21 protein-coding genes are annotated in these 23,891 nt (G+C 72.4%); 8 read left to right on the top strand and 13 right to left on the bottom strand.

The annotated features are described in order from the left end of the window. Positions 1–108: 108 nt before the first annotated feature. The 3 genes from C1I97_RS09050 to C1I97_RS09040 are packed head-to-tail and all read right to left on the bottom strand — an operon-like array spanning position 109 to position 3,763. The gene (locus tag C1I97_RS09050) at positions 109–1,047 is read right to left on the bottom strand and encodes an N-acetylneuraminate synthase family protein (protein ID WP_111002708.1); all 939 of its coding nucleotides are present in this window, start codon (positions 1,045–1,047) and stop codon (positions 109–111) included. A gap of 14 nt (positions 1,048–1,061) precedes the next feature. Next, positions 1,062–2,354 (bottom strand): cytidylyltransferase domain-containing protein, encoded by a 1,293-nt coding sequence (locus C1I97_RS09045; RefSeq protein ID WP_441349094.1) that lies wholly within the window; start codon positions 2,352–2,354, stop codon positions 1,062–1,064. 32 nt (positions 2,355–2,386) lie between these two features. Continuing rightward, the gene (locus tag C1I97_RS09040; RefSeq protein WP_111002706.1) at positions 2,387–3,763 is read right to left on the bottom strand and encodes a DUF6716 putative glycosyltransferase; all 1,377 of its coding nucleotides are present in this window, start codon (positions 3,761–3,763) and stop codon (positions 2,387–2,389) included. Positions 3,764–3,961: 198 nt separating this feature from the next. Here C1I97_RS09040 and C1I97_RS09035 point away from each other — a divergent pair, with 198 nt between their 5' ends. From C1I97_RS09035 to C1I97_RS09005, 7 genes are all read left to right on the top strand, one after another. Then, positions 3,962–4,948 (top strand): glycosyltransferase family 2 protein, encoded by a 987-nt coding sequence (locus tag C1I97_RS09035; RefSeq protein WP_111002705.1) that lies wholly within the window; start codon positions 3,962–3,964, stop codon positions 4,946–4,948. Then, positions 4,948–6,279 (top strand): polysialyltransferase family glycosyltransferase, encoded by a 1,332-nt coding sequence (locus C1I97_RS09030; RefSeq protein WP_111002704.1) that lies wholly within the window; start codon positions 4,948–4,950, stop codon positions 6,277–6,279. Before C1I97_RS09035 ends, C1I97_RS09030 begins: the two co-directional genes overlap by 1 nt. A gap of 142 nt (positions 6,280–6,421) precedes the next feature. After that, positions 6,422–7,678: a tetratricopeptide repeat protein gene (locus C1I97_RS09025; RefSeq protein WP_111002703.1), complete on the top strand. Its 1,257-nt coding sequence runs from the start codon at positions 6,422–6,424 to the stop codon at positions 7,676–7,678. After that, positions 7,675–9,897 carry a polysaccharide pyruvyl transferase family protein gene (locus C1I97_RS09020; protein ID WP_111002702.1) on the top strand — a complete coding sequence of 741 codons (2,223 nt, stop codon included), beginning with the start codon at positions 7,675–7,677 and terminating at the stop codon, positions 9,895–9,897. The genes C1I97_RS09025 and C1I97_RS09020 overlap by 4 nt, the downstream gene beginning before the upstream one ends. A 133-nt stretch (positions 9,898–10,030) precedes the next feature. Further along, positions 10,031–10,996, top strand: a complete 966-nt coding sequence (locus C1I97_RS09015) for a glycosyltransferase family 2 protein (protein WP_111002701.1) — start codon at positions 10,031–10,033, stop codon at positions 10,994–10,996. A gap of 3 nt (positions 10,997–10,999) precedes the next feature. Next, positions 11,000–12,355: a polysialyltransferase family glycosyltransferase gene (locus C1I97_RS09010; protein ID WP_111002700.1), complete on the top strand. Its 1,356-nt coding sequence runs from the start codon at positions 11,000–11,002 to the stop codon at positions 12,353–12,355. Positions 12,356–12,441: 86 nt separating this feature from the next. Continuing rightward, positions 12,442–13,524 carry an acyltransferase gene (locus tag C1I97_RS09005; RefSeq protein ID WP_111002699.1) on the top strand — a complete coding sequence of 361 codons (1,083 nt, stop codon included), beginning with the start codon at positions 12,442–12,444 and terminating at the stop codon, positions 13,522–13,524. Between the two features lie 40 nt (positions 13,525–13,564). On the opposite strand, the gene leuE is transcribed toward C1I97_RS09005, so the two are convergent. From leuE to C1I97_RS08990, 3 genes are all read right to left on the bottom strand, one after another. Continuing rightward, positions 13,565–14,215, bottom strand: a complete 651-nt coding sequence (gene leuE, locus C1I97_RS09000) for a leucine efflux protein LeuE (RefSeq protein WP_111002698.1) — start codon at positions 14,213–14,215, stop codon at positions 13,565–13,567. Between the two features lie 64 nt (positions 14,216–14,279). Then, positions 14,280–14,852: a Uma2 family endonuclease gene (locus C1I97_RS08995; protein WP_309147786.1), complete on the bottom strand. Its 573-nt coding sequence runs from the start codon at positions 14,850–14,852 to the stop codon at positions 14,280–14,282. 99 nt (positions 14,853–14,951) lie between these two features. Beyond that, positions 14,952–16,532 (bottom strand): acyl-CoA mutase large subunit family protein, encoded by a 1,581-nt coding sequence (locus C1I97_RS08990; protein WP_111002696.1) that lies wholly within the window; start codon positions 16,530–16,532, stop codon positions 14,952–14,954. A gap of 261 nt (positions 16,533–16,793) precedes the next feature. Between C1I97_RS08990 and C1I97_RS08985 the strand changes: the two genes are divergently transcribed. Next, on the top strand, positions 16,794–17,645 hold the full coding sequence (locus tag C1I97_RS08985) for a L,D-transpeptidase family protein (RefSeq protein WP_111002695.1): 852 nt from the start codon (positions 16,794–16,796) through the stop codon (positions 17,643–17,645). A gap of 201 nt (positions 17,646–17,846) precedes the next feature. Here C1I97_RS08985 and C1I97_RS08980 read toward each other — a convergent pair whose 3' ends face one another. The 7 genes from C1I97_RS08980 to C1I97_RS08950 all read right to left on the bottom strand — a co-directional run. After that, positions 17,847–19,067 (bottom strand): extensin, encoded by a 1,221-nt coding sequence (locus C1I97_RS08980; RefSeq protein ID WP_111002694.1) that lies wholly within the window; start codon positions 19,065–19,067, stop codon positions 17,847–17,849. Next, positions 19,067–19,729, bottom strand: coding sequence for an RNA polymerase sigma factor (locus C1I97_RS08975; RefSeq protein WP_111002693.1), 663 nt, complete (start codon positions 19,727–19,729; stop codon positions 19,067–19,069). Before C1I97_RS08975 ends, C1I97_RS08980 begins: the two co-directional genes overlap by 1 nt. A gap of 293 nt (positions 19,730–20,022) precedes the next feature. Beyond that, positions 20,023–20,682, bottom strand: a complete 660-nt coding sequence (locus C1I97_RS08970; RefSeq protein ID WP_111002692.1) for an RNA polymerase sigma factor — start codon at positions 20,680–20,682, stop codon at positions 20,023–20,025. A gap of 140 nt (positions 20,683–20,822) precedes the next feature. Then, complete coding sequence (locus C1I97_RS08965; RefSeq protein WP_441349093.1) at positions 20,823–21,221, bottom strand: hypothetical protein; 399 nt, start codon at positions 21,219–21,221, stop codon at positions 20,823–20,825. A 118-nt stretch (positions 21,222–21,339) separates the two neighbouring features. Further along, positions 21,340–21,942, bottom strand: a complete 603-nt coding sequence (locus C1I97_RS08960) for a hypothetical protein (protein ID WP_111002691.1) — start codon at positions 21,940–21,942, stop codon at positions 21,340–21,342. Positions 21,943–22,118: 176 nt separating this feature from the next. After that, complete coding sequence (locus C1I97_RS08955; protein WP_111002690.1) at positions 22,119–22,409, bottom strand: DUF4328 domain-containing protein; 291 nt, start codon at positions 22,407–22,409, stop codon at positions 22,119–22,121. Between the two features lie 52 nt (positions 22,410–22,461). Next, positions 22,462–23,891, bottom strand: a 1,430-nt coding sequence (locus C1I97_RS08950; RefSeq protein WP_258382486.1) for a beta-N-acetylhexosaminidase, incomplete at its 5' end; no start/stop codon positions are given.

Raw genomic sequence — 23,891 nt, 5'->3', positions numbered from 1 at the left:
GGGTGTGGGCCCACTCCAGTACGTTCAGCAGCTGTACCGGGCTCTCCACGAAGGCGAGGGTGCGGGGGCTCATCGGCGCGGGACCGTCCGGGGGTGAGGGGCTCGGTCTCACACCGCTACCGGTTCGCCCGCCGCCGCGGCGATCTCCGCCTCGGCGACGACCCCGGTGACGCGGCGCAGCTTCTTCATGGGGCCGAGCTCGGAGTCGTAGACCTTCTTCACGCCGTCGCCGAGGGAGGCCTCGATCGTGCGGATGTCGCGGACCAGGCGCTGCAGGCCCTGCGGCTCCACCGAGGCGGCCTGGTCGGAGCCCCACATCGCGCGGTCGAGGGTGATGTGGCGCTCGACGAAGACCGCGCCGAGGGCGACGGCGGCCAGCGTGGTCTGCAGGCCGGTCTCGTGGCCGGAGTAGCCGATCGGGACGTTCGGGTACTCCTTCTCCAGGGTGTTGATGGCCCGGAGGTTCAGCTCCTCGGCCTTCGCCGGGTACGTCGAGGTGGCGTGGCACAGCAGGATGTTCTCCGAGCCCAGGACCTCGACGGCGTGGCGGATCTGCTTCGGGGTCGACATGCCGGTGGAGAGGACGACCGTGCGGCCGGTGGCGCGCAGGGCACGCAGCAGCTCGTCGTCGGTGAGGGAGGCGGAGGCGACCTTGTGGGCCGGGACGTCGAACTTCTCCAGGAAGGCGACGGCCTCGGTGTCCCACGGGGAGGCGAACCAGGCGATGCCCTTCTTCCTGCAGTAGACGTCGATCTGGCGGTACTCGTCCTCGCCGAACTCCACGCGGTGGCGGTAGTCGATGTACGTCATCCGGCCCCAGGGGGTGTCGCGCTCGACGTCCCACTGGTCGCGCGGGGTGCAGATCTCGGGCGTGCGCTTCTGGAACTTGACGGCGTCGCAGCCGGCCTCGGCGGCGGCGTCGATCAGCTTGAAGGCGTTCTCGATGTCGCCGTTGTGGTTGATGCCGATCTCGCCGGTGACGTAGACGGGGCGGCCGGGGCCGACCTCGCGGGGACCGAAGGTACGGATGCGGGAGTTGGTGCTCATGACCGTGGCTTTCCTTACTTGGGGAGGGAATCGAGGGAGGGGCCGAGGATCCAGCCGGCGATCTCCCGGATCGCGCCGTCACCGCCGGGGACGGTGGTGACCGCGCGTGCGGCGCCGCGTACGACGTCGTGGGCGCTCGCGACCGCCACGGGCCAGCCGACGAGGGCGAAGCACGGGAGGTCGTTGACGTCGTTGCCGACGTAGAGCACGCGCTCGGGCGCGATGCCCTGCTCCTCGCACCACTGCTTCAGGGCGAGGTCCTTGCGGTCGACGCCGTGCAGCACGGGGAGCCGGAGCTTGTGTGCGCGGGCGGCGACGACCGGGTTCTGTTCCGTGGACAGGATCAGCATCTTCAGGCCGCTCTTGCGCAGGGCCGCGATGCCGAGGCCGTCCCCGCGGTGCACGGAGACGAACTCCCGTCCGTCGGAGTCGATCAGCACCCTGTCGTCGGTCTGGGTGCCGTCGAAGTCGAGGACGACCGCGTCGATGTCGTCGGCGGTCGGGAGGGCGCCGGGCCCCTCGGCGTCGAACAGGGGGGCCAGTGCCCGGGCCCGGGCGAGGTCGTGCGGGTCGTCGATCTCCAGCACCCGCGCGGGGTCGGTGCGCACCAGTTCCGTACGGCCGAAGAAGCGGTGCCGGTGCTCGCGGAAGCCGGCCGCGTCCATGGCGTAGGCGGCGCCGGTCTCCAGCAGGTCCTGGGGGCGGTCCTGGCGGCGCGGGCGGAAGGACTTGTCGTGGTTGACGCCGTGGCCGCCGCCGGGGACGGCCGTGTCCGCGTCCGCGGCCCCGTCCGCCGCGTCCCGCCAGAGGAAGCCGTGGAAGGGGGCGACGGTCACCGCGGTGTCGGCGCCCCGCTCGGCGACCGCGGCGGCGACCCCGTCGACGTCCTCGCGGACCAGGAAGGGGCTGGTGCACTGCACGAGCAGCACCACGTCCACCGGGGTGCCGTGCAGCGCCTCGTGGGCCTCCAGGGCGTGCAGGACGGCGGCCTCGGAGGCGGCCGTGTCGCCGGCGATGGCGGCGGGCCGCGGCACGACCTCGGCACCGGCCTGCCGGGCGGCGGCGGCGATGGCCCGGTCGTCGGTGGAGACGACGACGTCCGTGACGTACCGCGCGGCCCGGCACTCGCGCACGGCGCGCGCCACCAGGGGTACGCCGCCGACGGGCGCGAGGTTCTTCGCGGGCACGCCCTTGGAGCCGCCGCGCGCGGGGATCACCGCGAGCACCCGGCGTTCCCCCGAGCTCTCGACCGCGCTCGAGCGGGGGGGACCCCCACGGGCACCCTGGCCCCCGGGCGGGTTGGACATGGGATCAGCTCCTTGAGCGGTCATCGGGGCGGTCACAGCTCGCCCGCCCGCCGGATCACCGGGGCCACCCGCTGCACGCCGTGCCGGTAGGCGCCGCGCGCCGCCCGGCGCACGATCCGCCGGACCGGTCCGGGCTCCTTGTCGGCGGCGGGCGCGCCGGGCAGCGGGGTGCCGTCCGGGCCGAGGTGGTGGCGGGCGAGGATGCCGGGCAGATAGCCGGGTGCGGTGACGGGCGTGTAGTACGGGGTGAGCGGCGGCAGTCCGCCGGGGCGGCCGAGCAGTTCGGCGATGCGTGCGCGGGCGGTGTCGAAGGCGGTGGCGTACGAGCCCTCCCCGGCGGCGACGCCCTGCCGGGCCACCCACTCGGCGTCGGGCACCGGGCGGTGCCCGGCGTCGAGCTGGTCCCAGGAGGCGAGGCAGCCGGAGCCGACGAAGTGGTGGTTGCCGAGCGCCTCGCGCACGCCGAGGTCGGTGAGGACCGCGGTCGGGATGCGGCGGTGCAGTGCCTCCAGGGCGGCGGTGGAGCTGACGGTGACCAGCAGGTCGGTCCGGTCGAGGACCTCGCCCATGTGGCCGTAGACGAGGCGGAGGTTGGGCGGCGGGTCCAGCTTCCGGGCCAGCTTCTGGTAGGGCAGTTCCTCGATGTGCGTGGTGTGTTCGCCGGGCTTGGAGCGCAGCTTGAGCAGCACCTCGCGGCCGGGGTGCCGGCGGGCGTGCTCCACCAGCCGGTTCAGCAGGTACGTACGGTCCTCGCGGCCGGCCGGGACGGAGGGCTGGGCGGCGAAGACCACCGTGTAGGGCCTGCGTCCTTGCTCCGTGGACGGGTCGTCTTCGCCGGGGTGGGCGGCGCCGCCGAGGAACGGCAGCGCGACCTCCGTCACCGACGTGGCGTCGGCGCCCACGCCCTCGTACACGGCACGGAAACGGTCCGCGTCCTGCCGGGAGTTGGCGAGCACCAGGTCGGCTCCGTGGCGCAGCAGCAGGCCGTCGGCGAGCTTCTCGTAGACGACACCGACGTATCCGGTGACGACCACGGGCCGGTCCGGCCTGTCCTCCCAGACGCGCCCCAGTCCGTGCAGCATCGCCTGCACTCCGCCGCCGACCAGGGCGAGCACGAGGAGGTCGTACGGCTCCTCGCGCATCGCGCGCAGGAACTCGACCGCGGTCACCTCACGGAGCGCGTCCGCGCGCACGCCGACCTCGCCGAGCTGGCGGGCGGTGGGGGTGGCGCGGCCACGCAGCAGGTACCCGTCCAGGCGGATGCCGGCACCGGCTGTGTCCCCCGGGTTTCCCGGATTTCCGGATCCCGACGGAGCGATGCGGTTCGCGGTGAGCGCGCCCCATTTCCACCGGGTGTCGGAATCCGCGAGGACCGCCACTCTGAGGGGCTTCGTTGCACTTGCTGGCACGTCGAAGAAGCTAGGAATCAATTCCTAGGCATGGCCCAACCCCCCATCAACGAAAAGTTAACAACTCCCCACCGAAAGCCGAACCTGGCCGCGGAACCCCGGGAAGTACATGCGGTACACCGTTCCGACACGCTGAGTTCACCCCCGGTACGACCACCGGAAAGTTACCGATCCAGGCGCCCTCCTAGGCTTTCGCGGGTGCCCAAGCTTTCCTTGATCGTGCCGTTCCACAACGTGCAGCAATACGCCCGGGACGCCCTCGCGAGTCTTCGTGCGAACGCCCGCCCGGACTTCGAGTTCATTTTGGTCGACGACCACTCCGGGGACGAAACCCCGGAGATTCTCGAGCGCGCGGCCGAGGAACTCTCGGACGTCGCCCAGGTGCGCTGCGTCCGCCTTGAGAGGAACGGCGGCATCGCCACCGCGCGCAACTCCGGCCTGGACGTGGCGCGGGGCGAGTACCTGGCCTTCCTGGACGGCGACGACTGGCTCGCTCCGGGCCACCTGCCCGCACTGGTGGCGGCCATCGAGGAGTTGGGCTGCGACTTCGTCCGCACCGACCATGTGCGGGTCACCGGCCGCGCCCGGTCCGTGCGCCGGGCCCCGGTCGGCCTGCGGAACGAGGTGCTGGACCCGCGTGACGCGATCCTGCCCGCCGACCGGACGACCTCGGTGGACTACCCCTATGCCTGGGCCGGCGCCTACCACCGACGGCTGCTGGAGCGCGGTCTGCTGCACTTCACCGGCGGACTGCGCACGGCCGAGGACAGGCCGTGGATCTGGAGGCTGCACCGCGAGGCGGAGTCGTTCGCGGTGGTCGGCCTGCTGGGCGTGTTCTACCGGCGCGGGGTCGCCTCCTCCCTCACCCGGATCGGCGACGTCCGCCAGCTCGACTTCATCCGCGCCTTCGACCAGGTCGTCGAGGAGACGGCGGCGGACCGCGACGCCGGCCGGCTGCTGCCCAAGGCCGTGCGGACGTACTGCGCGGTCATCGCCCACCACCTCTTCGAGGAGGACAAGTTCGAACCGGCCGTGGCCAAGCGGCTGCGGGCGATGAGCGCGGCGGCGCTCGAGCGGATGCCGCAGGACGCGCTCTGCGACGTACTGGAGACCATGGACCTGCGCCGTTCCTCCAGGCTGCGGCGGCTGCGGCGCCGGACCACCACGGCGAAGGGGGCCGTCTGATGTCCCGTACCACCCAGATCTTCTGCGCCTCGACGCTGTACGGCCTCGCCGCGCAGGCGGCCGCGATCGGGTCCGGCTGCTTCGCGGAGGCGGAGCGGCGGGTGCTGCTGGTCGTCGACGACTCCGCGGTCCCGGAGACCGCACCGGCCCTGGACAAGATGCCGGGCTTCGCGTCGCTGCGCGACCACTTCGACGACGTGCTGTCCTGGAACGAGGTCATCCGCCCCTTCCACCCGGGGGCCTGGACGCCGCGCTCCGAGGACATCCCGCTCCTCGAACGCCATCTGCGGCTGCTGTGGGGGCTCGGCGGCGACCGCGTGGAGCTGGTCCTGGAGTCCCTCCGGGCCGGCCCGGCCCTGACGGTGGCCCAGCTGTTCACCGGGGCCCCGGTCCACGTCTGCGCCGACGGCCCGGCGGGCTACGGTCCCACGCGCGGCAAGCTCGACCCGCTGGTCGGCACGCGCGTACGGCAGTTGCTGCATCCGGACCTGGTGCCGGGCCTCAGGCCGATGCTGCTGACCGAGTTCGACGTGCCGGCGCGCGTGGTGCCGACGCCCGCCTTCCTGAAGACCATGAGTGAACTGTCCGAGTCCGCCGGTGTGTTGCCCGATCTGCCGGACAACGCGGCGCTGCTGCTGGGCCAGTGCCTGTCCGCCCGCGGCATCCTTTCCCCCGCCGAGGAGGAGGACCTGTACGCGCGGATGCTGCGGGGAGCCGTCGAGCGCGGCCACGCCACCGTCGTCTTCAAGCCGCACCCGGCCGCACCGGCCCGCTGCGACCGCGCACTGGAGACCGAGGCCGAGAGGCTCGGCGTGGACCTCACCGTCCTGGACACGCCCGTCCCCGCCGAGGTGCTCTTCGGGGCGGCCCGGCCCGCGCTGGTCGTCGGCTGCTTCTCGACCGCGCTGTTCACGGCGTCCGCGTTCTACGGCCTGCCGGTCGCCCGCGTCGGCACCGGGGCGCTCCTCGACCGGCCGGCGCCGTACCAGGACGGCAACCGGGTTCCCGTCGTCCTGGCCGACGCGGTACTGCCGGACCTGGAGCCCGGCCAGGGCGAGGACGCCCTTCCCGCCGACGAGCTGAACGGCCTGCTCACCGCGGTCGGCTTCACCCTGCAGCCGCGGATCCACCGGTCCCTGCGCCCGGCCGCGGAGCGCTACCTCGCACAGCACCTCCGCCCGCGCACCCGGCGGTACTTCAGGCGCGGGCGGCTCACCTCGCTCGGGCTCCCCGGCGGCATCCCCCGGCGGCTGGCGTTCCTGCCCCGCAGCTCCACCGCGCGCCGGGCGGTGCGGCGGGCGCGGGCGCTGAAGAAGGCCGTGCGGGGCTGAACGCCTGCGCGGGTCGACGCCGAGCGACGCCGTCCGACCAGGCGTTCGAGGGGGACTGTTCACTCGCCGTCCACCGGGAAGCCACGCGCGACCCGTCGTGCTGGGACACATTCGGCCTCTGATCGACAGGACGGTGGGACGCATGACAAACCCCCTGGCGGGACTGTTCAAGGCACGGCGGAAGGAGGCCGCCAGGCCGACCCTGTACGCCCCGGGCATGCGCCTGTGCGGTGAGTACCTCGCGGCGCAGGGTGACCCGCCCACTCCCCGGCACACCGCCCTCACCCGGGCGATCGGTGTCTTCGCCGCCGCCCTCGACACCCCGTCCGCCGATCCCTTCGACGCCCTGCTCAGAGTCGGCGAGCGCGCGCTGGAGGCCGGCGGAGACGACGGACTGGGCCTCGCCCTGGGCGTGGCCGGGACAGCGACCCGGATCCGGCAGCGGTCCAGGGGGGCCTGGCGGCTGCGCGGCCTGGCCCTCGACGGGCTCGGCCGCGACGACGAGGCACTTCAGTGCTACGAACGCCACCTCACGCTGCTGCAGGACAACGCCGCGGCGCAGGAGGTCGTCCGCCGGATCGACACCCTGCGGCGCCGGCGGGCGTGCCTGGAGGCAGCCCTCGCGCTCTTCCCCCAGGCCGGCTCCCCGTCGCGCGACCTGCTCGGCCGGCCCACCGCGATCACGGAACGGGAGTTCGCCGCCTACGTACGGGCACGGGTGGCCGAGCACGGCGTCGCCGACCCCGCCGTGCGGCGGCTGCTGGAGCTGTACGGCAGGTACCGGCAGCTCGTCGAGCGGACCGCGATGCCCGACCCGTTGCTCGGCGGGAGCACTCCGATCGGCGTCGGCGACCTGCGCGGCCTGATCGAGGGGCGGACGGTGTGCCTGGTCCCGGGTGCCGAAGACGTCGCCGGGAGCGCGCTGGGCACCGAGATCGACCGCTACGACCTGGTGGTGCGCTGCGACTCGTACCGTATCCACGCGGAGGACACCGGCGAACGCACCGGCCTGCACGCCGTCTCGCTGCGGGGCGACGCCCCGTGGGACGGACCCGCCTGGACGCAGCCGGCCGGCGTCCGGCTGGTGTTCGGTGACCCGGCCGCGAAGTGGCGCCGCGCCACGCGGCAGCGGCTCGTGCCCGGAGCGCAGGAGCACGTCGGTGACGCCTCCCTGCGCCGGCCCCTGACCGACCCGGCGCTGCTGGGCGAGGACGGCTGGAACACGGCGGCCACCACCGCCTTCACCGTCCTCAGGCTCCTGGACTTCCTGGATGTCAGCCCCCGCCTGGACCTCATCGGCTTCGGTCTGCCCGGCCGGCTGCGGCCGGGGGAAGCCGAGTGGGTCATGGACCACGCGACACACGTCGACGACAGCAAGATGAGGATCGCCCTGCGATGACCCACTCCTTGGCGGACGACCGGAGCACCGTCACCGGCAGACGCCGGATCGCCTTCGCCGTCCACACCGGCACCGACGGCCTGTCCGGTCTCGCCACGCTGCTGCGCAGCCTGGCGCTGACCAACCCGGGCGTGTGCGAGGACTTCGTGGTGCTGCACCCGGGGCCGGCCGACTCCGCGTTCGACGCGCTGCGCCGCCTGCACCCGCGTGTCGTCACACGCCGGGCGGACGGCCGCGCGGACCTCTTCCGGCTGGAGGACTACGACACCGTCATCGCCCTCGGCTCGGACATGGTGGTGCTGGGCGACATCGGTGAGCTGCTGCGGATGCGCCACGGTGTGGGCGCCGTCCCGCAGCTGCTGTGCGACGCGGAGGGCGGTGAGCGGCGCGCCGTCCTGCCCGACGGTCTCCTGGTCGTCCAGCGGGCCGACGTGGACGACGCCGTGGCGGCCCGGCTCACCGATGCCACCGGCGGCGTCGGTGCGGACGCGTCGGCGGACGTCCTGGTTCCGCTGGACGCGCGGTACGACTTCCTCACCCGCCGGCTCCACGACGACACGCCGGTGCCCGCGGACGTCGCCGTCCTCCGCTTCACCGGCCCGTCCGACGCACCCGGGTACGGTCCGGCTGCCGAGGCGCGGCGCCGCTTCGAGATGAGCGACGAGGAGTTCCGGGCGGCCTACTGCGCCCTGCCCGGCGACAAGCACCCCGACCTCCTGGCGCACTGCGCGCCGCCCCTGCTCCGCACGCGTCCCTCCCTCGACCTCGCCCGTACGGTGGCCGACGTGTACCGCCGGCAGGGCCGCTACGACGAGGCCGTCGACGTCCTCGCCCCGGTCGTGGCCGGCCGGCTGGACGCGCCACGCTGCCAGGAGACCCTGGGCGTCTGCCTGATGGCGCTGTCGCGCTACGCCGAGGCCGAGGCGCATCTGCTGCTGGCGGCGGCGTCACCCGACGTCGCCCCGCGTGCCTTCGCCCAGCTCGCCCGCCTGGCGTGGCTGTGCGGGCGGGAGGAGGACGCGCACGCCTACGCCCGCGACGGTCTGGACGCCGATCCCACCGACGCCGGGTGCCACAGCTGGTACGTCCGTACCCGCCCGCAGGGCCCGGAGCCGCGGCAGCCGGCCCCCGCCGCGGACCAGCTGGCGCACGTGGCGTTGTTCGCCGAGGGCCAGGAGAACGCCGGGGACAAGGTCCTGCCCGAGGCCGTGCGGATGTGCTTCGACACCGACACCGGCCCCCGCCGCTGGTACCGGCAGCCGGTGCACCGGCTGGTCGACGAAGCGGCGCTGGAGCAGCTGAACGCGCGGCGCGGGGTGATCGTGGGCGGCGGCGGACTCTTCCTCCCGGACACCTCCCCCAACGGCAACAGCCACTGGCAGTGGAACGTCCCGGACGGAATCCTGGCCCGGATCACCGCGCCCCTGGCGGTGTTCGCGGTCGGCTGCAACGTGTTCGACGGGCAGCTCTACCGCCGCAGCCGGTTCGCCGGGAGTCTGCGGGTACTCGTCGAACGGTCGGCGTTCTTCGGGCTGCGCAACCACGGCTCGATCGAGCGGGTCCGCGAACTGCTCCCCGAGGAGCTGCGCGACCGGGTGCGCTACCAGCCCTGCCCGACCACGGTGGCACGGTACCTCGTCCCGGGCCTGCTCGACCCGGCCCAGCGGTCCGAGACCGTCCTGGTCAACTGCGCGTACGACCGCGCGGGGCTGCGGTTCGGCCACGACTACGGCCACTTCCTCGCCCAGATGGCCACCGCGCTGCGGGGACTGCGGGACCGGGCCGACGTGCGGTACGCGGCCCACATGCCCGCCGACGAGAGGTTCGTGCACGACCTGCGCCGGGAGCACGGCCTCAGCCTGCCCGTGGAGCGGCTGTACGACATGTCGAACGACGGCATCCGCGACCTGTACGGCCGGTCGCGGCTGGTGATCGGCGCGCGCGGGCACGCGGGGATGATCCCCTTCGGCTGCGGCACCCCGATCCTCAGCCTCGTCTCCCATCCGAAGCTCGCCTATTTCCTGTCCGACATCGGCCGCGAGGAGTGGGGGCTGTCCGTGCACGACCGGGAACTCGGCTCCCGGCTCGCGGAGCGGGCGGCGGCGATCCTCGACGACCACGCGGCCGCCGTGGCGGACGTGCACGACGCGCAGAGGTTCCTGTGGGACATCACCCGGTCGAACATCGACGAGCTCCGGAAGGTCTTCGGCCGGGTGTGAGCCACCAAGAATTCATCGCCGATGTGAACGGAGTTCATCCCTCCGCCTCGGGCGGCACCGTCCCCTTCGCCAGCATCGTCAGCCTGTCCCCCATCTCCCTCCGACCTCCGACCTCCGAGCGTGAGAGGCCCACGTGCCGAGACTGTCCGTTGTCGTCCCCCTGCACAATGTGGAGGCGTTCGCCGAGAACACGCTGCGAAGCCTCGCCCACAACGCGGATCCCGGCGTCGAGTTCCTCCTCGTCGACGACTGCTCCACCGACTCCACTCCATGGGTGGTCGACCGCTGGGCGGAGAAGCTTCCGGGCGCCAGGGTGATCCGGCACGAGAAGAACATGGGCATAGCCCAGGCGCGCAACAGCGGTATCGACGCGGCGGAAGGTGAGTTCCTCACGTTCCTCGACGGCGACGACTGGTACGGACCGGGTCACCTCGCCGAACTCGTGCGCGCCATGGAGGAACTGGGCTGCGACTTCGCCCGTACCGACCACGTCCAGGCCACCGGCACCGAGCGGGTCGTCCGGCGGCCCCCGGCCCCGGCGCGGGGCATCGTGATGGATCCGCGCGACGGGATAGCGCCGGCCGACATGGAGACGATGGTCGACTACCCCTTCGTCTGGGCGGGGATCTACCGCCGGCACCTCTTCGACGACGGCGGCATGCGCTTCGCGACCGAACTGCGCACCGCCGAGGACCGGTTGTGGATCTGGCGCCTGCACCTGAAGGCCCGGACGTACGCGTCCCTCGGTCTGCACGGCGTGTTCTACCGGCGGGGCGTCGCGACCTCGCTCACCCAGATCAAGGACTCCCGCCAGCTGGACTTCATCCCGGCGTACGACGCGCTGCTGCGGGACGTGCTGCGGGACCCGGAGGCCGAGCGTTTCCTCCCCAAGGCCGTACGGACCTACTGCGCCATGATCGCCTTCCACCTCGGCAAGGCGGACCAGTACGAGTCCTCGACGGCCCGGCTACTGCGGCGTGAGGCGAGAGCCGCGCTCCACCGCATGCCCGAGCACGCGCTCGAGGAGACCCTCAGAACCATCGACAGCACCCGGAGCAGGTTGCTCAGCCGCCTGCGTGACGGGCGGAAGGCTGCCTGAACCATGTCCCGCAAGACCCAGATCTTCCAGGTCTCGACCCTCTACGGAGCGGCCACCCTCGCCGCGGCGCTCGACGCGGGCCTGTTCGGGCCGCGCGAGGGGGCCCGGCGCATCCTGCTGGTCTCCCACAACGCCGCCGTGCCGGAGACGGCTCTGCGCCTCGATGAGATGCACGGCTACGAGCGCATAGCCGGCCGGTTCGACTCGGTGGTCAGCTGGAACGAGGCGATCCGCCCGTACCATCCCAGTGCCTGGGGTCCGCGGGGGAACGACACGGTGCTGTGGCAGAGGGCGCTGCGTCTGCTGTGGGGCATCGGCGAACGGGATCTGATCGAGCTCGCCGTCGAGTCGATCCAGGTGAACCCGGCCCGCGCACTGACGGCGATCTTCTCCGAGAGCGCCGTCCACGTGTACGCCGACGGCCTCATGAGCTACGGCCCGACCCGGGAGAGGCTCCCGCTGACCATCGCGCGCCGCATCCGGCGGCTGCTCCATCTGGACCTGGTTCCCGGTCTGAAGCCGCTGCTGCTGTCCGAGTACGGCGTCGGGACCGAGGTCGTCCCGGACGAGGCGTTCCGTGCCGTGCTCGACGAGATCTCCCGGGACGCGGCGGACGACCCGCGGCTGGCGCCCGTCCTCCAGGAGGCGCCGACGGCCGTGCTCCTCGGCCAGTACCTGGCGGCGATCGGCATCCTGAGCGCACAGGAGGAGGAGGACCTCCACGTCCGCATGCTCACCGGGGCCGTGCGCGCCGGGCACCGGTCCGTGGTCTTCAAGCCCCATCCGACGGCGCCCGCCGGCTACTCGGCGGTGCTGAGCAAGGCGGCGGCGGACGCCGGCGTCCGGCTCACCGTGCTGGACGCGCCGCTGCTGGCCGAGACGCTGTACCACCACTGCCGTCCCGCACTCGTCGTCGGCTGTTTCTCGACGGCGATGACGACCGCCTCCGCCTACTACGGCGTGCCCGTCGCAAGGGTCGGGACCGCGATGGTGATGGGGCGTCTCAAGCCCTACCCGAACAGCAACCGCGTGCCCCTGGCCGTGGTCGACCACCTGGTGCCCGACCTGGAGCGCGGTCAGGCCCCGGCTCTCGTCGGCACGGCTCCGGAGACGTTGTCACCGCTGGTCCGGGCGATCGGTTTCTGCATGCAGCCCAAGACGTACCCGGAGCTGCGCGAGCCGACGGCCGACTGGCTGCGGAGCAACCTGGCCGGCAGCCCCGGCCACTACTTCCCCGAACTGCGGCTGGCCGAACTCGGCCTTCCCGGCAGCCGCCCGCGGGCGCGCGCGAAGCTGAAGGTGAGCCGTGCCAAGCGCGTGGTGCGCAAGGCGGTACGGCGCGGCGTCCGGAAGAAGTGACGCGGGCGGCCAACCGAGACCCACCAGCCACAGTGGAGCCATCCGCCCTTCAACTTCCGTCCACCGGGCCCCCGGAGAGTTACGCGGTGCCGAATGACATAGCCATATCCCTGCCGCAGCAGCGCAACGTCCCTTCCGGACGGACCGCCGCGCCGCGGGAACACCGCTTCGACATCGACCTGATGCGGCTGATCTGTTCCGCCACCGTCATGCTGGGGCACGTGGGTGCCCAGTTCATTCGCTCCACCGGCAACAACCCGGCCAACGGCTCCGGGGCCTACTGGGCCGGCCACGTGGCCGAGGCGGTCAACCCGTTCGCCGTCCCCATGTACTTCGCCATCGCCGGCTGGGCCGTGCTGGTCGGCGCACCCCCGCGCGACAGCGCCCGGATGTGGCAGCGGATCGTCCGCAACACCGTTCCGCTCTTCGTGTGGACGGCGGTCTACCTGGTCTGGGCCTGGCTGCGGGACCGCAACGACCGGCCGATGACCGAGCTGGCGGCGAACTCCCTCTTCGGCTCCGTGCAGCCCGCCTACCACCTGTGGTTCATGTACGCCTACATCCCGATCATCGCGCTGCTCGCCTTCGCGATGCTGATCAAGGCCGGGAAGCGGCCCTGGGGGCTCGGGGCGGCTCTGCTCGGCATCGCGGTCCTGCCGAGTGTGCTGACCACGCTCGCCGAGGTCACGGATCGCGACATGCCGTCGTCGGCCTGGGGGTTCGGTACCTATTCGCTGGTGTACGCGGTCGGGGGCGCGTTGCTGTTCGCCCTCCCGGCCGGCGCCGTACGGTGGCGGTGGCCGCTGTTCGCCCTGCTGCCGCTCACCATGGCCGGGTCCCTCTGGTACAACACGCAGATCCATTACGTGATGCCCAACGCACACCTGTTCGTCGCCGTCATGAGCGTCTGCGTGCTGCTCCTGGTCAGCAGGGTCCGGATCCCCGAGAAGTGGCGGCCGCTCCTGCGGAAGCTGGCCGGTGCCGCGCTCGGCGCGTACATGGTGCACGTGCTGTTCGTCGAGGAGATCGTCGCCCCGCTGGTGACGCCGGACCTGAGCGGACCGGTGGCGGGGCTGCTGCTGATCGGCCTGCTGGCCACGGTGATGGCCCTGTCGTTCGGCACCAGCCTGCTGTGGGGCAGGCTGAACCTGCGGCGCCTGCTCGGCTGATCCGGCCGGACCGGTGCGCGTGGCGCGAGGGTACCCCGCGCTACGCGCTCGCCAGCGACAGCTTCAGCGCGAAGCCCAGGAACAGGGCGCCCGCCGCCGACGTCGCCCCGGCCGACAGACGCCTGCGGCTGCGGAAGGCGGCGGCGAGCTTGGTGCCGCCGAATATCAGGGCGCTGAGGTAGAGGGAGCTGGCCAGCTGGAGCAGGGTGCCGAGGATGACGAAGGAGAGGGCCGGGTAGGCGTAGGCCGGGTCGACGAACTGCACGAAGAAGGCGATGACGAACAGGATCGCCTTGGGGTTGAACAGGCTGACGACGAAGGCGCGCCGGAACGGCCGCTCGTCGGTGGCGGCCGGGGCGGGATCCTCGGATGCCGTCTGCTCCCGTCGCGTCCGCCACATCCCCCAGCCGGCCCGCAGCATGCCGATCGCGAGCCAGGTCAGATATCCGGCGCCGGCGTACTTCACGATCCCGAACAGCACGGGATTCGCCTTCAGCAGGGAGGCGGCACCGGCCGCCCCCAGCGTCATGAGCACGGTGTCCCCGCACCAGACACCCGCCGCGGCGGTGTACCCGGCGCGTATCCCGCGCCGGGCGGCGGCGGAGAGCACATAGAGCGAGTTGGGCCCGGGGAGCAGGACGACGAGGATGAGTCCCGCCAGGTAGGTGGGGAGATGAACGACGCCGAACATGGCAAGGAGTGTCGCACGGGGGTACGACACTCCGGTGGGGGGTTCCGGGGACGGGACAGGCAGGTCAGTCGTCGCCGTCGAGGAGGGTGTTGACGGGAAGTTCGAGGGTCACGCCGACGGACTCGGGGACGGGGACGGTCTGACCTCGCTTGAAGCGCTGGGGGTCGGGGTACGTGCCGTCCACCGGGTCCGTGTAGAGGAGGACCTCGTCGTGCTTGCGGTCGGCGACGAGGTAGGCGGGCACGTCGGCCCGCGCATAGATGTCGACCTTGGTGGCCGTGTCATTGGTCCAATTGGAGGATGTCACTTCCAGGACCAGGCGGAAGACATGCGGTGCGTAGCAGTTCTTCTCGACGAGCGTGTCCTTGTAGTCGGCGTCGACGAGTGCGAAGTCAGGCACTGCGTAGTCGACAGGGCCGGTCGGCAGCCACATGCCGACTCCTGAGACGTACCTGAGCCCCGCTTTCCTGGCCCGAACCCGCGAGCATTCTTCGATGAGCCAGGTCAGTGTCTCTTGATGCGAGCCATCAGGCGGCGGTGTCACGACAATGCTCCCGTTGAGGATCTCCACCCGGTGTCCGGGCAGTTCCTCCCAGAGCCGGTCGGCAGCATCGGCAAGCGACGACTCGTGCAGCATCACAGCCACGGCACCCTCCTTTCGGGAATACCCAACAGGAGCGTAACCGGGAACGGGTGGTTTCCACCCCCGATCACCCATTCGGAGGAATTGCGCAGGTCAGAATGCATCCGACGGCACGTAGTTCCCCCAGACCTCCCGCAGGGCGTTGCACACCTCGCCCACCGTCGCCCGCGCCCGCAGGGCCTCCTTCATCGGATACAGGACGTTGTCCTCTCCCGCGGCGGCCTTCTTCAGGGCGGACAGGGCGGTGTCGACCGCGGTCTGGTCCCGCTCGGCGCGCAGCTTGGCCAGGCGTTCGGCCTGCTGGGCCTCGATGGCCGGGTCGACGCGGAGCGGCTCGTAGGGCTCCTCCTCGTCGAGCTGGAAGCGGTTGACGCCGACGACGACGCGCTCGCCGGCGTCGGTCTCCTGCGCGATGCGGTAGGCGCTGCGCTCGATCTCCTGCTTCTGGAAGCCGTGCTCGATGGCGTTGACCGCGCCGCCGAGGTCCTCGACCTTCCGCATCAGCTCCAGCGCGGCGGCCTCGACGTCGTCGGTCATCCTCTCGACGACGTAGGAGCCGGCGAAGGGGTCGACGGTCGCGGTCACGTCCGTCTCGTAGGCCAGGACCTGCTGCGTGCGCAGGGCGAGGCGCGCGGACTTGTCCGTGGGCAGCGCGATGGCCTCGTCGAAGGAGTTGGTGTGCAGCGACTGGGTGCCGCCGAGGACCGCCGCCAGGCCCTGCACGGCGACGCGGACCAGGTTCACCTCGGGCTGCTGGGCCGTCAGCTGCACGCCCGCCGTCTGGGTGTGGAAGCGCAGCATCAGCGACTTGGGGTTCTGCGCGCCGAACTCCTCCCTCATCACCCGCGCCCAGATCCGGCGGGCCGCGCGGAACTTGGCGACCTCCTCCAGGATCGTCGTCCGGGCGACGAAGAAGAAGGACAGGCGGGGCGCGAAGTCGTCGACGTCCATGCCGGCCGCGACCGCCGTGCGCACGTACTCGATGCCGTCGGCGAGGGTGAAGGCGATCTCCTGCGCGGGCGAGGCGCCCGCCTCGGCCATGTGGTAGCCGGAGATCGAGATGGTGTTCCACTTCGGGATCTCGGCCCTGCAGTACTTGAAGATGTCCGCGATCAGCCGCAGCGAGGGCTTGGGCGGGAAGATGTACGTCCCGCGCGCGATGTACTCCTTCAGCACGTCGTTCTGGATGGTGCCGGTGAGTTTGCCGGCGGGGACGCCCTGCTCCTCGGCGACGAGTTGGTACAGGAGCAGCAGCAGCGCGGCCGGGGCGTTGATCGTCATCGACGTCGAGACCCTGTCCAGCGGGATCCCGCCGAACAGCACCCGCATGTCGTCGATCGAGTCGATGGCCACGCCCACCTTGCCGACCTCGCCGTGCGCGATCGGCGCGTCGGAGTCGTGGCCCATCTGGGTGGGCAGGTCGAAGGCGACCGACAGGCCCATCGTGCCGTTGGCGATCAGCTGCTGGTAACGGGCGTTGGACTCCGCGGCCGTACCGAAGCCGGCGTACTGGCGCATCGTCCAGGGACGGCCGGTGTACATCGTGGGATACACACCGCGGGTGAACGGGTACGCCCCCGGCTCGCCCAGCTTCTCCGCCGGGTCCCAGCCCTCCAGGGTCTCCGGCCCGTAGACGGGCTCGATGGGCAGCCCGGACTCCGACTCGCGCGCCATGGTGTGTGCCTCCGCGTTCTGAATTTCTCGGTTACTCGCCAGTTACCCGCCGGTACGGCCGACCCTCGCCACGGACTGTAGCGGCGACCCTGCGCCGGGTGGAGTGCTCCACGCTGGGACCTTGCTCACAGACCGGCGGCTCCTCGTCCTCGTGTCCTCCGTCTCCCCACCTTGCCCCGTGGTTCGCCGTCCGTCACGCGTGGGGAGACATCCGGTGTACCGCCGCGGACGGACACCGGTGAGACAGAGCGAGGGGGCGCCATGCGTACCGGGGGCACGAGGAGAGCGATCGCCGCCAGTGCCGCGGCCGCGGCACTGGCCGCGGTGTGCGGCTGTACGGTGCAGCCCCCCGACCCGGACGGCAAGCACCGCTCCCCGGTGCACATCGAGATCCCGGCCACCCGGCCGCCCGCCGACTCCGCACCCGGCGGCGGCACGGGGCCGGCGAAGAACCCGGGCCCGGCCCCGGCCCGCACTGCCGCGCAGGTCCTGTGGTCCCGCGGTGACAGCGGCCGTGGCGTGCGGGAACTCCAGGCCCGGCTGCGCCAGATCGACTGGCTGTTCGACGGGCCCACCGGGTCCTACGACGATCTGACGGAACAGGCCGTCAAGGGCTTCCAGGGCAAGCGCGGGCTGCCGCGAACCGGGCGGACCGACACGGTCACCTGGCAGCGGCTGCTACGGATGACGCACGAACCGGGCAGGTGGGAGCTGTACCGGATGGGCGGGCAGCCGGCCGGCGCGCCCGACCCGCGCTGCCGGACCGGCCGGGTGCTGTGCATCGACAAGACCAGCCGGACCCTGCGCTGGATGATCGACGGGCGGACGGTCTCGACGATGGCGGTGCGGTTCGGCACGCAGTACACGCCCACCCGCGAGGGGGTGTTCCACGTCTACTGGAAGTCACGGCACCACGTGTCGACGCTCTACGACGCCCCCATGCCGTACGCCATGTTCTTCAGCGGCGGTCAGGCCGTGCACTACTCCTACGACTTCGCGGCCCGCGGCTACGCGGGCGGCTCGCACGGGTGCGTCAACGTACGGGACGAGGCGGCCGTCTCACGGCTGTTCGCGCAGGTGCGGGTCGGCGACAGGGTCGTCGTGCACTGGTGAGGCGAGGAAAGAGGAAGAGCAGGAGGAAAGGGAGAGGAGATGGGGCGCGGGCGGGACCGGGGGAACGTGTCCCGCCCGCGCCGATGCACGAGCCGTAGGTACGGGGGGAACCCCGGCTCTGTGCGGCAGCCGATGACCAGTCGGCTCACTCAGTACTGCGCCGCGGCGGCCGAAAACGTCACACCCCGCCGAGGGAAAATTTCACGAGACACGAAACCGCAGGTCAAGGCGGTCGCCGGGAGGGGCGGACACGATGACGGGCGTCCTCTTTGAGAGCTGCGGAGCGAGGGCCGGGGGCGTGACGGCGCTCTTCCCGTGGCGGTGGCCGGCTCCGTGACCGCCCTTGTCGCGGCCTCTGTGGCCACCTTCGTCGTCGCTCTGATCGTCCTGGTTGCCCTGGCTGCCTTGGTTGCCCTGGCTACCTTGGTTGCCCTGGCCGCCATGGCTTCCCTGGCCGCCCTGGCCGCCCTGGCCGCCCTGGCCGCCCTGGCCGCCTTGATCGCCCTTGCCGTCGCGGCCGCCGCCCTGGTTCTCGCCCCGTCCCTTGCCGCCCGTGTCACCGGTCCGGTCGCCGGCCGACTTCAGGACGCCCTGGCAGTACGTCCACACGCGCGCGGAGCCGCCGGCCGCCTCCTCCAGGGCGTGCTCGCGGCCGACGCCCAGGTCCTTGCCGTCGCGCAGGTCGCGGCAGGCCGAGACCAGGCGGCCCTGCCCGCCGACGGCGCCGCCCCGGGTGTCGTCGGCGGTGGCGTCGTGGCCGGGGGTGGTACCGGAGTCGCCCGAGGCGCTCCCGGCGCCGGAGGGGCCGGCCGTGGTGCCGCCGGGCACCGGCGTGTCCGGACCGCCGCTCGTGGTGCCCCCGGGCGAGGGCGGGCTCAAGGAGCGTCCGGGCGTCGCCTGGGCCGAGACGGAGGCGCCGGGGACGGGCTCGTCACCGCCGAACGGCGTCGGCAGCACGCCGGTCGTGGCCGCCGCCGCGACTCCGCCGACCGCACCGGCGGCCAGCGCGGCCGACAGCGCGAGACGCACCGGACGGGTCCAGCGCGGATGCCCGGCACGCGCGCTCGTACCTCCGCCACGGAAACCACGCGCGCGTGTGCCGATGCGCACGAGCCCCGCGTCGGCGGGCCCGGGGGGCGTTTCGAGAGCCGCGGCCCGTGTGCCGGCCCGTTCCGCCGCCTGCTCCGCGCGCGCCTCGCGGAAGGCGGCCAGCGCGGCGGCCTCGCCGGGCAGCCCGGCGTCGGCCGAGGCGGGGAAGGCGGGGGAGCCGGGCACGGACGGTTCGGCGGAGAGGGCCCCGAGCGTCTTGACGAGCCGTTCGGCCTGGTCACGGGCGCTGGCGTCGACGGTGTCCAGGGGCTCTCCGCGCAGCAGACGCTCCGCCGTATCGCGGTCCAGCCACCTGTACTGCTCGTCGGCCATCACATGCCCTTCTGCGTCCGGGCACGCATATGCGTCACACCGGCGGGCATCACCGCACGGTCCCGCGGTTTCCGCGGGGGCGGCAGCGCGTCGAGCACATGGGGGGATTCCGGATCGTCGCCGAGCAGTTCCGCGAGCCGTTTCAGACCGCGGTGCGCGGCCGTGCGCACCGCTCCGGGCCGCTTGCCGAGCGTCTCGGCGGCGGTCTTGGCGTCCAGGCCCACGACCACGCGCAACACCACGGCCTCGGCCTGGTCCTGCGGGAGCTGGGCGATGAGCGAGAGGGCACTGCCGGTGGCCAGGGCCTCCATGGCCTCGCCCGCGGTGTCGGACTCCGCGGCCCTGCCGGCCAGTTCCGTTTCGTCACCGCCGATCGCGGGGCGGCGGCCGCGCATGCGGATGTGGTCGAGCGCGCGGTTGCGGGCGATCCGGGCGGCCCAGCCGCGGAACCGGTCGGCGTCCCCGCTGAAGCGCTCGAGGTCGCGGGCGATCTGCAGCCAGGCCTCGGACGCCACGTCCTCGGCGTCCGGGTCGCCGACCAGCGTGCGTATGTATCCGAGCAGCCGTGGGTGCACGGCGCGGTACACAGTCCGGAACGCGGTCTCGTCCCCGTCCTGCGCCGCAAGCACCGCGGCGGTCAGCTCCGCGTCGTCCCCCAGCACGTGGTCCCTCAAGTGATCGAGTGAATCGTTGCGGCAGCGCGGCCGCCCTTGGTTTGCGGTGATCATGCCCGTCCCGCACCCGGCGCGAAAGGCACGTTACGGCCTGAAACCGTCTTCCGTCCATGACCGTACAACGCGCAACTAACCAATCCCGGGGTGAGGTGTGACGGAAAGCGCACTCGCGGCGCTGTAAGGAGTACGGGTCGCCGCGCGGCCCGTGCCGCGCGACGGCCGGGGCCTCTCCTGTGGGGGGTGGCGGCCCCGGCCGTTGCCTCGGTCCGCCCCGGCAGGGCCTACTCGGCCGGCCGGCCCCCTCTTCTCCCTTTTCCCTTTCCTTTTCCTTGCTTTCCCTTCTCTTGCGCGCTCCCGCCTCCGTCGCCCTCCGCTCCGAGCTGCCGGGCCAGCCGCTTCAGCCCCCGGTGGGCGGCGGTGCGCACCGCGCCGGGCCGCTTGCCGAGGACGCGCGCGGCGGCGGGGCCGTCGAGGCCGACGACCACACGGAGCAGCACGGCCTCGGCCTGATCGCGGGGCAGCTGCCTCAGGAGCGCGAGGGCCCGCTCGGTGGTGATGGACTCCAGGGCCTGGTCGTAGGTGCTGTACGAGCCGGGCAGGTCCAGGACGTCCTGTTCGAGCGCGGTGCCCCGGGGCCGTACGCGCTGCCGGCGCAGATGGTCGAGCGCCCGGTGCCGGGCGATGGTCGCCGTCCAGCCGCGGAAGCCCGCCCCGTCGCCCCGGAACCGGCCGAGGTCACGGGCGATCTCCAGCCAGGCGTCCGACGCCACGTCCTCGGCGTCGCCCCCGACGAGGCCGCGCAGATACCCGAGGAGTCCGGGCTGCACGATCCGGTACGCGACCGCGAAGGCCTCCTCGTCACCTTCCTGGGCCCGCGCGACAGCCGCACCCAGCTCCCCGTCGTACGCCTGCGTGCGGCGGGGTTCCCCTCCCTGGCCCAAGAACTGTCCTCGTCCGTAGCGAGTCCCCAGACGTGCGCACCGCCGGGTGTCCGGCCGTGTCCACGCCCCCCACGGTCATCAGCGTCCGCTTCCACAGAAGTGTCACAGCTCGTCAGCGGCCCCTTGCCCACGGCTCACACCTACCGCCCGCTCATGGCGTCCCGGCAGAGCAGCCGCAGCGAGCCGTGGCCCGCGTAGCAGCGCCGGGCCTCGTCGATCGGGTCCCACAGCCGTCCGTCGGGCGTACGGACCCAGTGCTCACCGCCGGTCGCCCACCACTCGGCTCCGCCGTGGCGGGCGATCACCTCGCCGGCGTACGCGCCGAAGCCGCGCAGCGCGTCGTCCACGGCGCCGCGCGGTGTGCCCTCGCGCCGCATCTCCTCGATCACCCGGTCGACCCGCCACAGACTCTGCGCCGAGTAGTCCAGGTCCACCCGGGCGCCCATCGCCGTCGCGGTGTCCGCCGCCCACCGCACCGGCCTGGTGGCGGCGTGCGGCCTGGTCTGCCGCCGAGTCGTCACGTCCTGCTGCGCTGTCATATGTGGAAGAGCGCGTTCCAGGCGCTCTTCGTCACCCGTATCCGGGACCTTCCCGCAACCGGCGCAGGAACGGCGCAGGACCGCCGCACCACGCCCGCAGAACGCTCACAAGAGGTCCTCACGCCCGGCTGCGGGCCCGGCGGGACACCACCGCCCGCAGGACGCGGCGTCCCTCGGTGGAGACCTCCAGCGCCTGGCGGAGTCCGGCGGGACCGTGCCCGGCGAGCAGTTCCAGAACGGTGATCTGGCGGCGCAGCTCGGCGGCGACGAGCGGTGACATGCCCTCCGTACGGCCTTCGACGGGGGTCCCCCCTGCTCGAACGGAGTGGAGGGCCTGGGGGAACGAGTCGGCCGGGGCGGCGCCCTCGGCCGGGTCGAGGAGCCGGTGGATCTGCAGCGAGGCGACCGAGCAGGCGTCCGCCCACCGCCGCATCCCGGGAGCGGACCGGTCGGCCGGCGCGGCGGCGAGCATCCGGCGGGCCAGCAGCGCGGCCTCGTCCTCGACGGCCTCCTCCCCGCCGGCCGCCTCCAGCGCGCCGCGCGCCTGCTGGAGGCGTTCGGCCCAGTCGCCGCCCGGGGCACCGTCGGCGAGGCTCCCCCACAGCGGCCGCAGAACCTCGTCGTCGCCGCCGAGCAGCGGTACGCACCGATCCAAACAAGCCAGTCCGCCGGCGGCCAGTCCGCGTTCGTCGGCCTGCGCGATCAGTTCCACCAGGCTCATCCACGCCTCCTTGCAGGGCGCCGATCTCCACGGAGCCCGCACTTGCCCTTGCTGTGTGCGATCGCCCGGTAGTGTCACACGGCGATCACACGCAGTCGAGACGGAAGACCTCAGAAAGCGGAAGAAAAGATTTCAGCCAACGGTCGAGGCCGGTGGTCAGCGCGCCGAGGAACAGTTCAGACCGCGGCCGGCACCGGTCCCCGCAGCGCCTTCTCGTGCTGCATCCGGGTCAGCCGGAGCACCACGAGGGCCGCGAGCACGGCGGCCGCGATCATGGCGATGTCGACGCACAGCATCTGTGCGGCGGCGCTCCGCAGTTCCTCGGCCGTCTCGGCCCGGCGGTAGGTGGTGGACACGGCCCGGTCGGTCACCTGCACGATGATCCACAGCGACCACCAGGCGTTGACCAGCCCGTGCGACGAGGCCCTGTCCGTGGGGCTGCTGGCGTCCCGGATGTCCAGCGTGATCCGGCGCGGGAACCTACGACACCCGTCCCTCGCACGTCCATGCGATCCGCCGTCAGCCCAGCTTGTTCGCCAGCCCCTTGAACTCCGTCCAGGACATCGCCGGTTTGCCGGGGTCCCACAGCTTCTGGATCGTCGCCCGCAGCGGCATGCGGATGCCGGCCGCCACCTGGTCCTGGGTCTGGGAGTTCGCGAGGTCGCACCACACGGCGAACGAGCCGCCCAGTATCTGCGCGTCGTACCGTGCGGGCACCGCCTGGGTGCCGCGCAGCACGCGCGGGGTCCACTGTTCGTAGATCCGCTGTCCGGTCGGATAGACGAAGGTCTGCGGCTGGCCGAGGACGTAGTACAAGAACTCGTCGTTGTAGTTGATCACCTTGCGGCCGGCGCTCAGGTACTCGGCCGGCCGGCGGGCGCCTATCTCCTTGCCGGTCCAGTAGGCGACCACGATGTCCTTGGCGGGCTGCACGGAGGTGTTCCGGAAGAAGCCGTCGTTCCACGCGCGCGGGGTGCGGCCGTGCTTGCGGACGGTGGCGGCGCGGTCGTTCAGCCAGCCCGTCGCCAGGTCGGCCACGGTGCCGCCGGAGCCGTAGGCCCTCTTCGCGGCGGCGGCCAGCTGCGGGTAGGACGCCTGGGGGTCACGCACGGTCAGCGCCTGGTACTCGTCGCCGCCGAGGTGCCACTGGTTGCCGGGGAAGAGGCCCGCGTACTCGTTGAGGAGGTCGTCGACGATCCGGGCGGACCCGGGCTTGGAGATGTCGATCGCGCCCCGCGTCGCCACGCCCTGCGCGTTGCGCAGCTGCAGGTCGGGGTGGGCGGCGATCACCGCTCCCAGGTGGCCGGGCGAGTCGATCTCGGGCACGACGGTGATGTGCCGACTGGCGGCGAGGTCGACGATCTGCTTGACCTGCGTCTTCGTCAGGTGGTCCTTGGAGACGATCTCCGGGTGGGTGTCGGACTGTATGCGGAAGCCCTGGTCGTCGGAGAAGTGCAGGCCCAGCTCGTTGAACTTCAGGTCGCCCAGCTCGCGTATGCGGTCCTCTATCCAGCCGGCCGTGAACGGCTTGCGGGCGATGTCCAGCATGAAGCCGCGCCGCGGCTTGGCCGGCATGTCGTTCACGACGCCCTCGGGCGCCGTACCGCCGCCGTGCACCTCCTGCTTCAGGGTGCGGGTGCCGTAGAAGACTCCCGCGTCGGCCGGCCCGCTGATGGTCACCCGGCCGTCGCGCACGGTCATGCTGTACGACTCCGGGTTCCCGCTTCCGCCGAGCGCCAGCCGTACGTCCCCGGGGCGCACGTCGCTCTTCCGCCCGGCGTACGTCAGACCGAGCTCGCTCGCGATCAGCTTCCCCTCGTCGGCCAGGGAGGCGTTGTTCACCACGACCCGGCCGCCGTGCGCCGGGCGCCAGCCGGGGCCGCGGGCGGCGGTGTGGGAGCGCACGGCGGGGATGGTCCGCGGCGCCTGGGACAGGGGGTAGCTGCGGG

Origin of the sequence: Streptomyces sp. NTH33, from assembly GCF_003236365.1 — a bacterium.
GTDB lineage: Bacteria > Actinomycetota > Actinomycetes > Streptomycetales > Streptomycetaceae > Streptomyces.
This window is presented reverse-complemented; position numbering and strand designations above follow the sequence as displayed.

Bases quoted from the DNA above. Each gene is read 5' to 3' on its own strand.
- C1I97_RS09050 (WP_111002708.1), bottom strand. From the start codon at position 1,047: ATGAGCACCAACTCCCGCATCCGTACCTTCGGTCCCCGCGAGGTCGGC.
- C1I97_RS09045 (WP_441349094.1), bottom strand. From the start codon at position 2,354: ATGTCCAACCCGCCCGGGGGCCAGGGTGCCCGTGGGGGTCCCCCCCGC.
- C1I97_RS09030 (WP_111002704.1), top strand. From the start codon at position 4,948: ATGTCCCGTACCACCCAGATCTTCTGCGCCTCGACGCTGTACGGCCTC.
- C1I97_RS09025 (WP_111002703.1), top strand. From the start codon at position 6,422: ATGACAAACCCCCTGGCGGGACTGTTCAAGGCACGGCGGAAGGAGGCC.
- C1I97_RS09020 (WP_111002702.1), top strand. From the start codon at position 7,675: ATGACCCACTCCTTGGCGGACGACCGGAGCACCGTCACCGGCAGACGC.
- C1I97_RS09010 (WP_111002700.1), top strand. From the start codon at position 11,000: ATGTCCCGCAAGACCCAGATCTTCCAGGTCTCGACCCTCTACGGAGCG.
- leuE (WP_111002698.1), bottom strand. From the start codon at position 14,215: ATGTTCGGCGTCGTTCATCTCCCCACCTACCTGGCGGGACTCATCCTC.
- C1I97_RS08995 (WP_309147786.1), bottom strand. From the start codon at position 14,852: ATGCTGCACGAGTCGTCGCTTGCCGATGCTGCCGACCGGCTCTGGGAG.
- C1I97_RS08990 (WP_111002696.1), bottom strand. From the start codon at position 16,532: ATGGCGCGCGAGTCGGAGTCCGGGCTGCCCATCGAGCCCGTCTACGGG.
- C1I97_RS08985 (WP_111002695.1), top strand. From the start codon at position 16,794: ATGCGTACCGGGGGCACGAGGAGAGCGATCGCCGCCAGTGCCGCGGCC.
- C1I97_RS08980 (WP_111002694.1), bottom strand. From the start codon at position 19,067: ATGGCCGACGAGCAGTACAGGTGGCTGGACCGCGATACGGCGGAGCGT.
- C1I97_RS08965 (WP_441349093.1), bottom strand. From the start codon at position 21,221: ATGACAGCGCAGCAGGACGTGACGACTCGGCGGCAGACCAGGCCGCAC.
- C1I97_RS08960 (WP_111002691.1), bottom strand. From the start codon at position 21,942: ATGAGCCTGGTGGAACTGATCGCGCAGGCCGACGAACGCGGACTGGCC.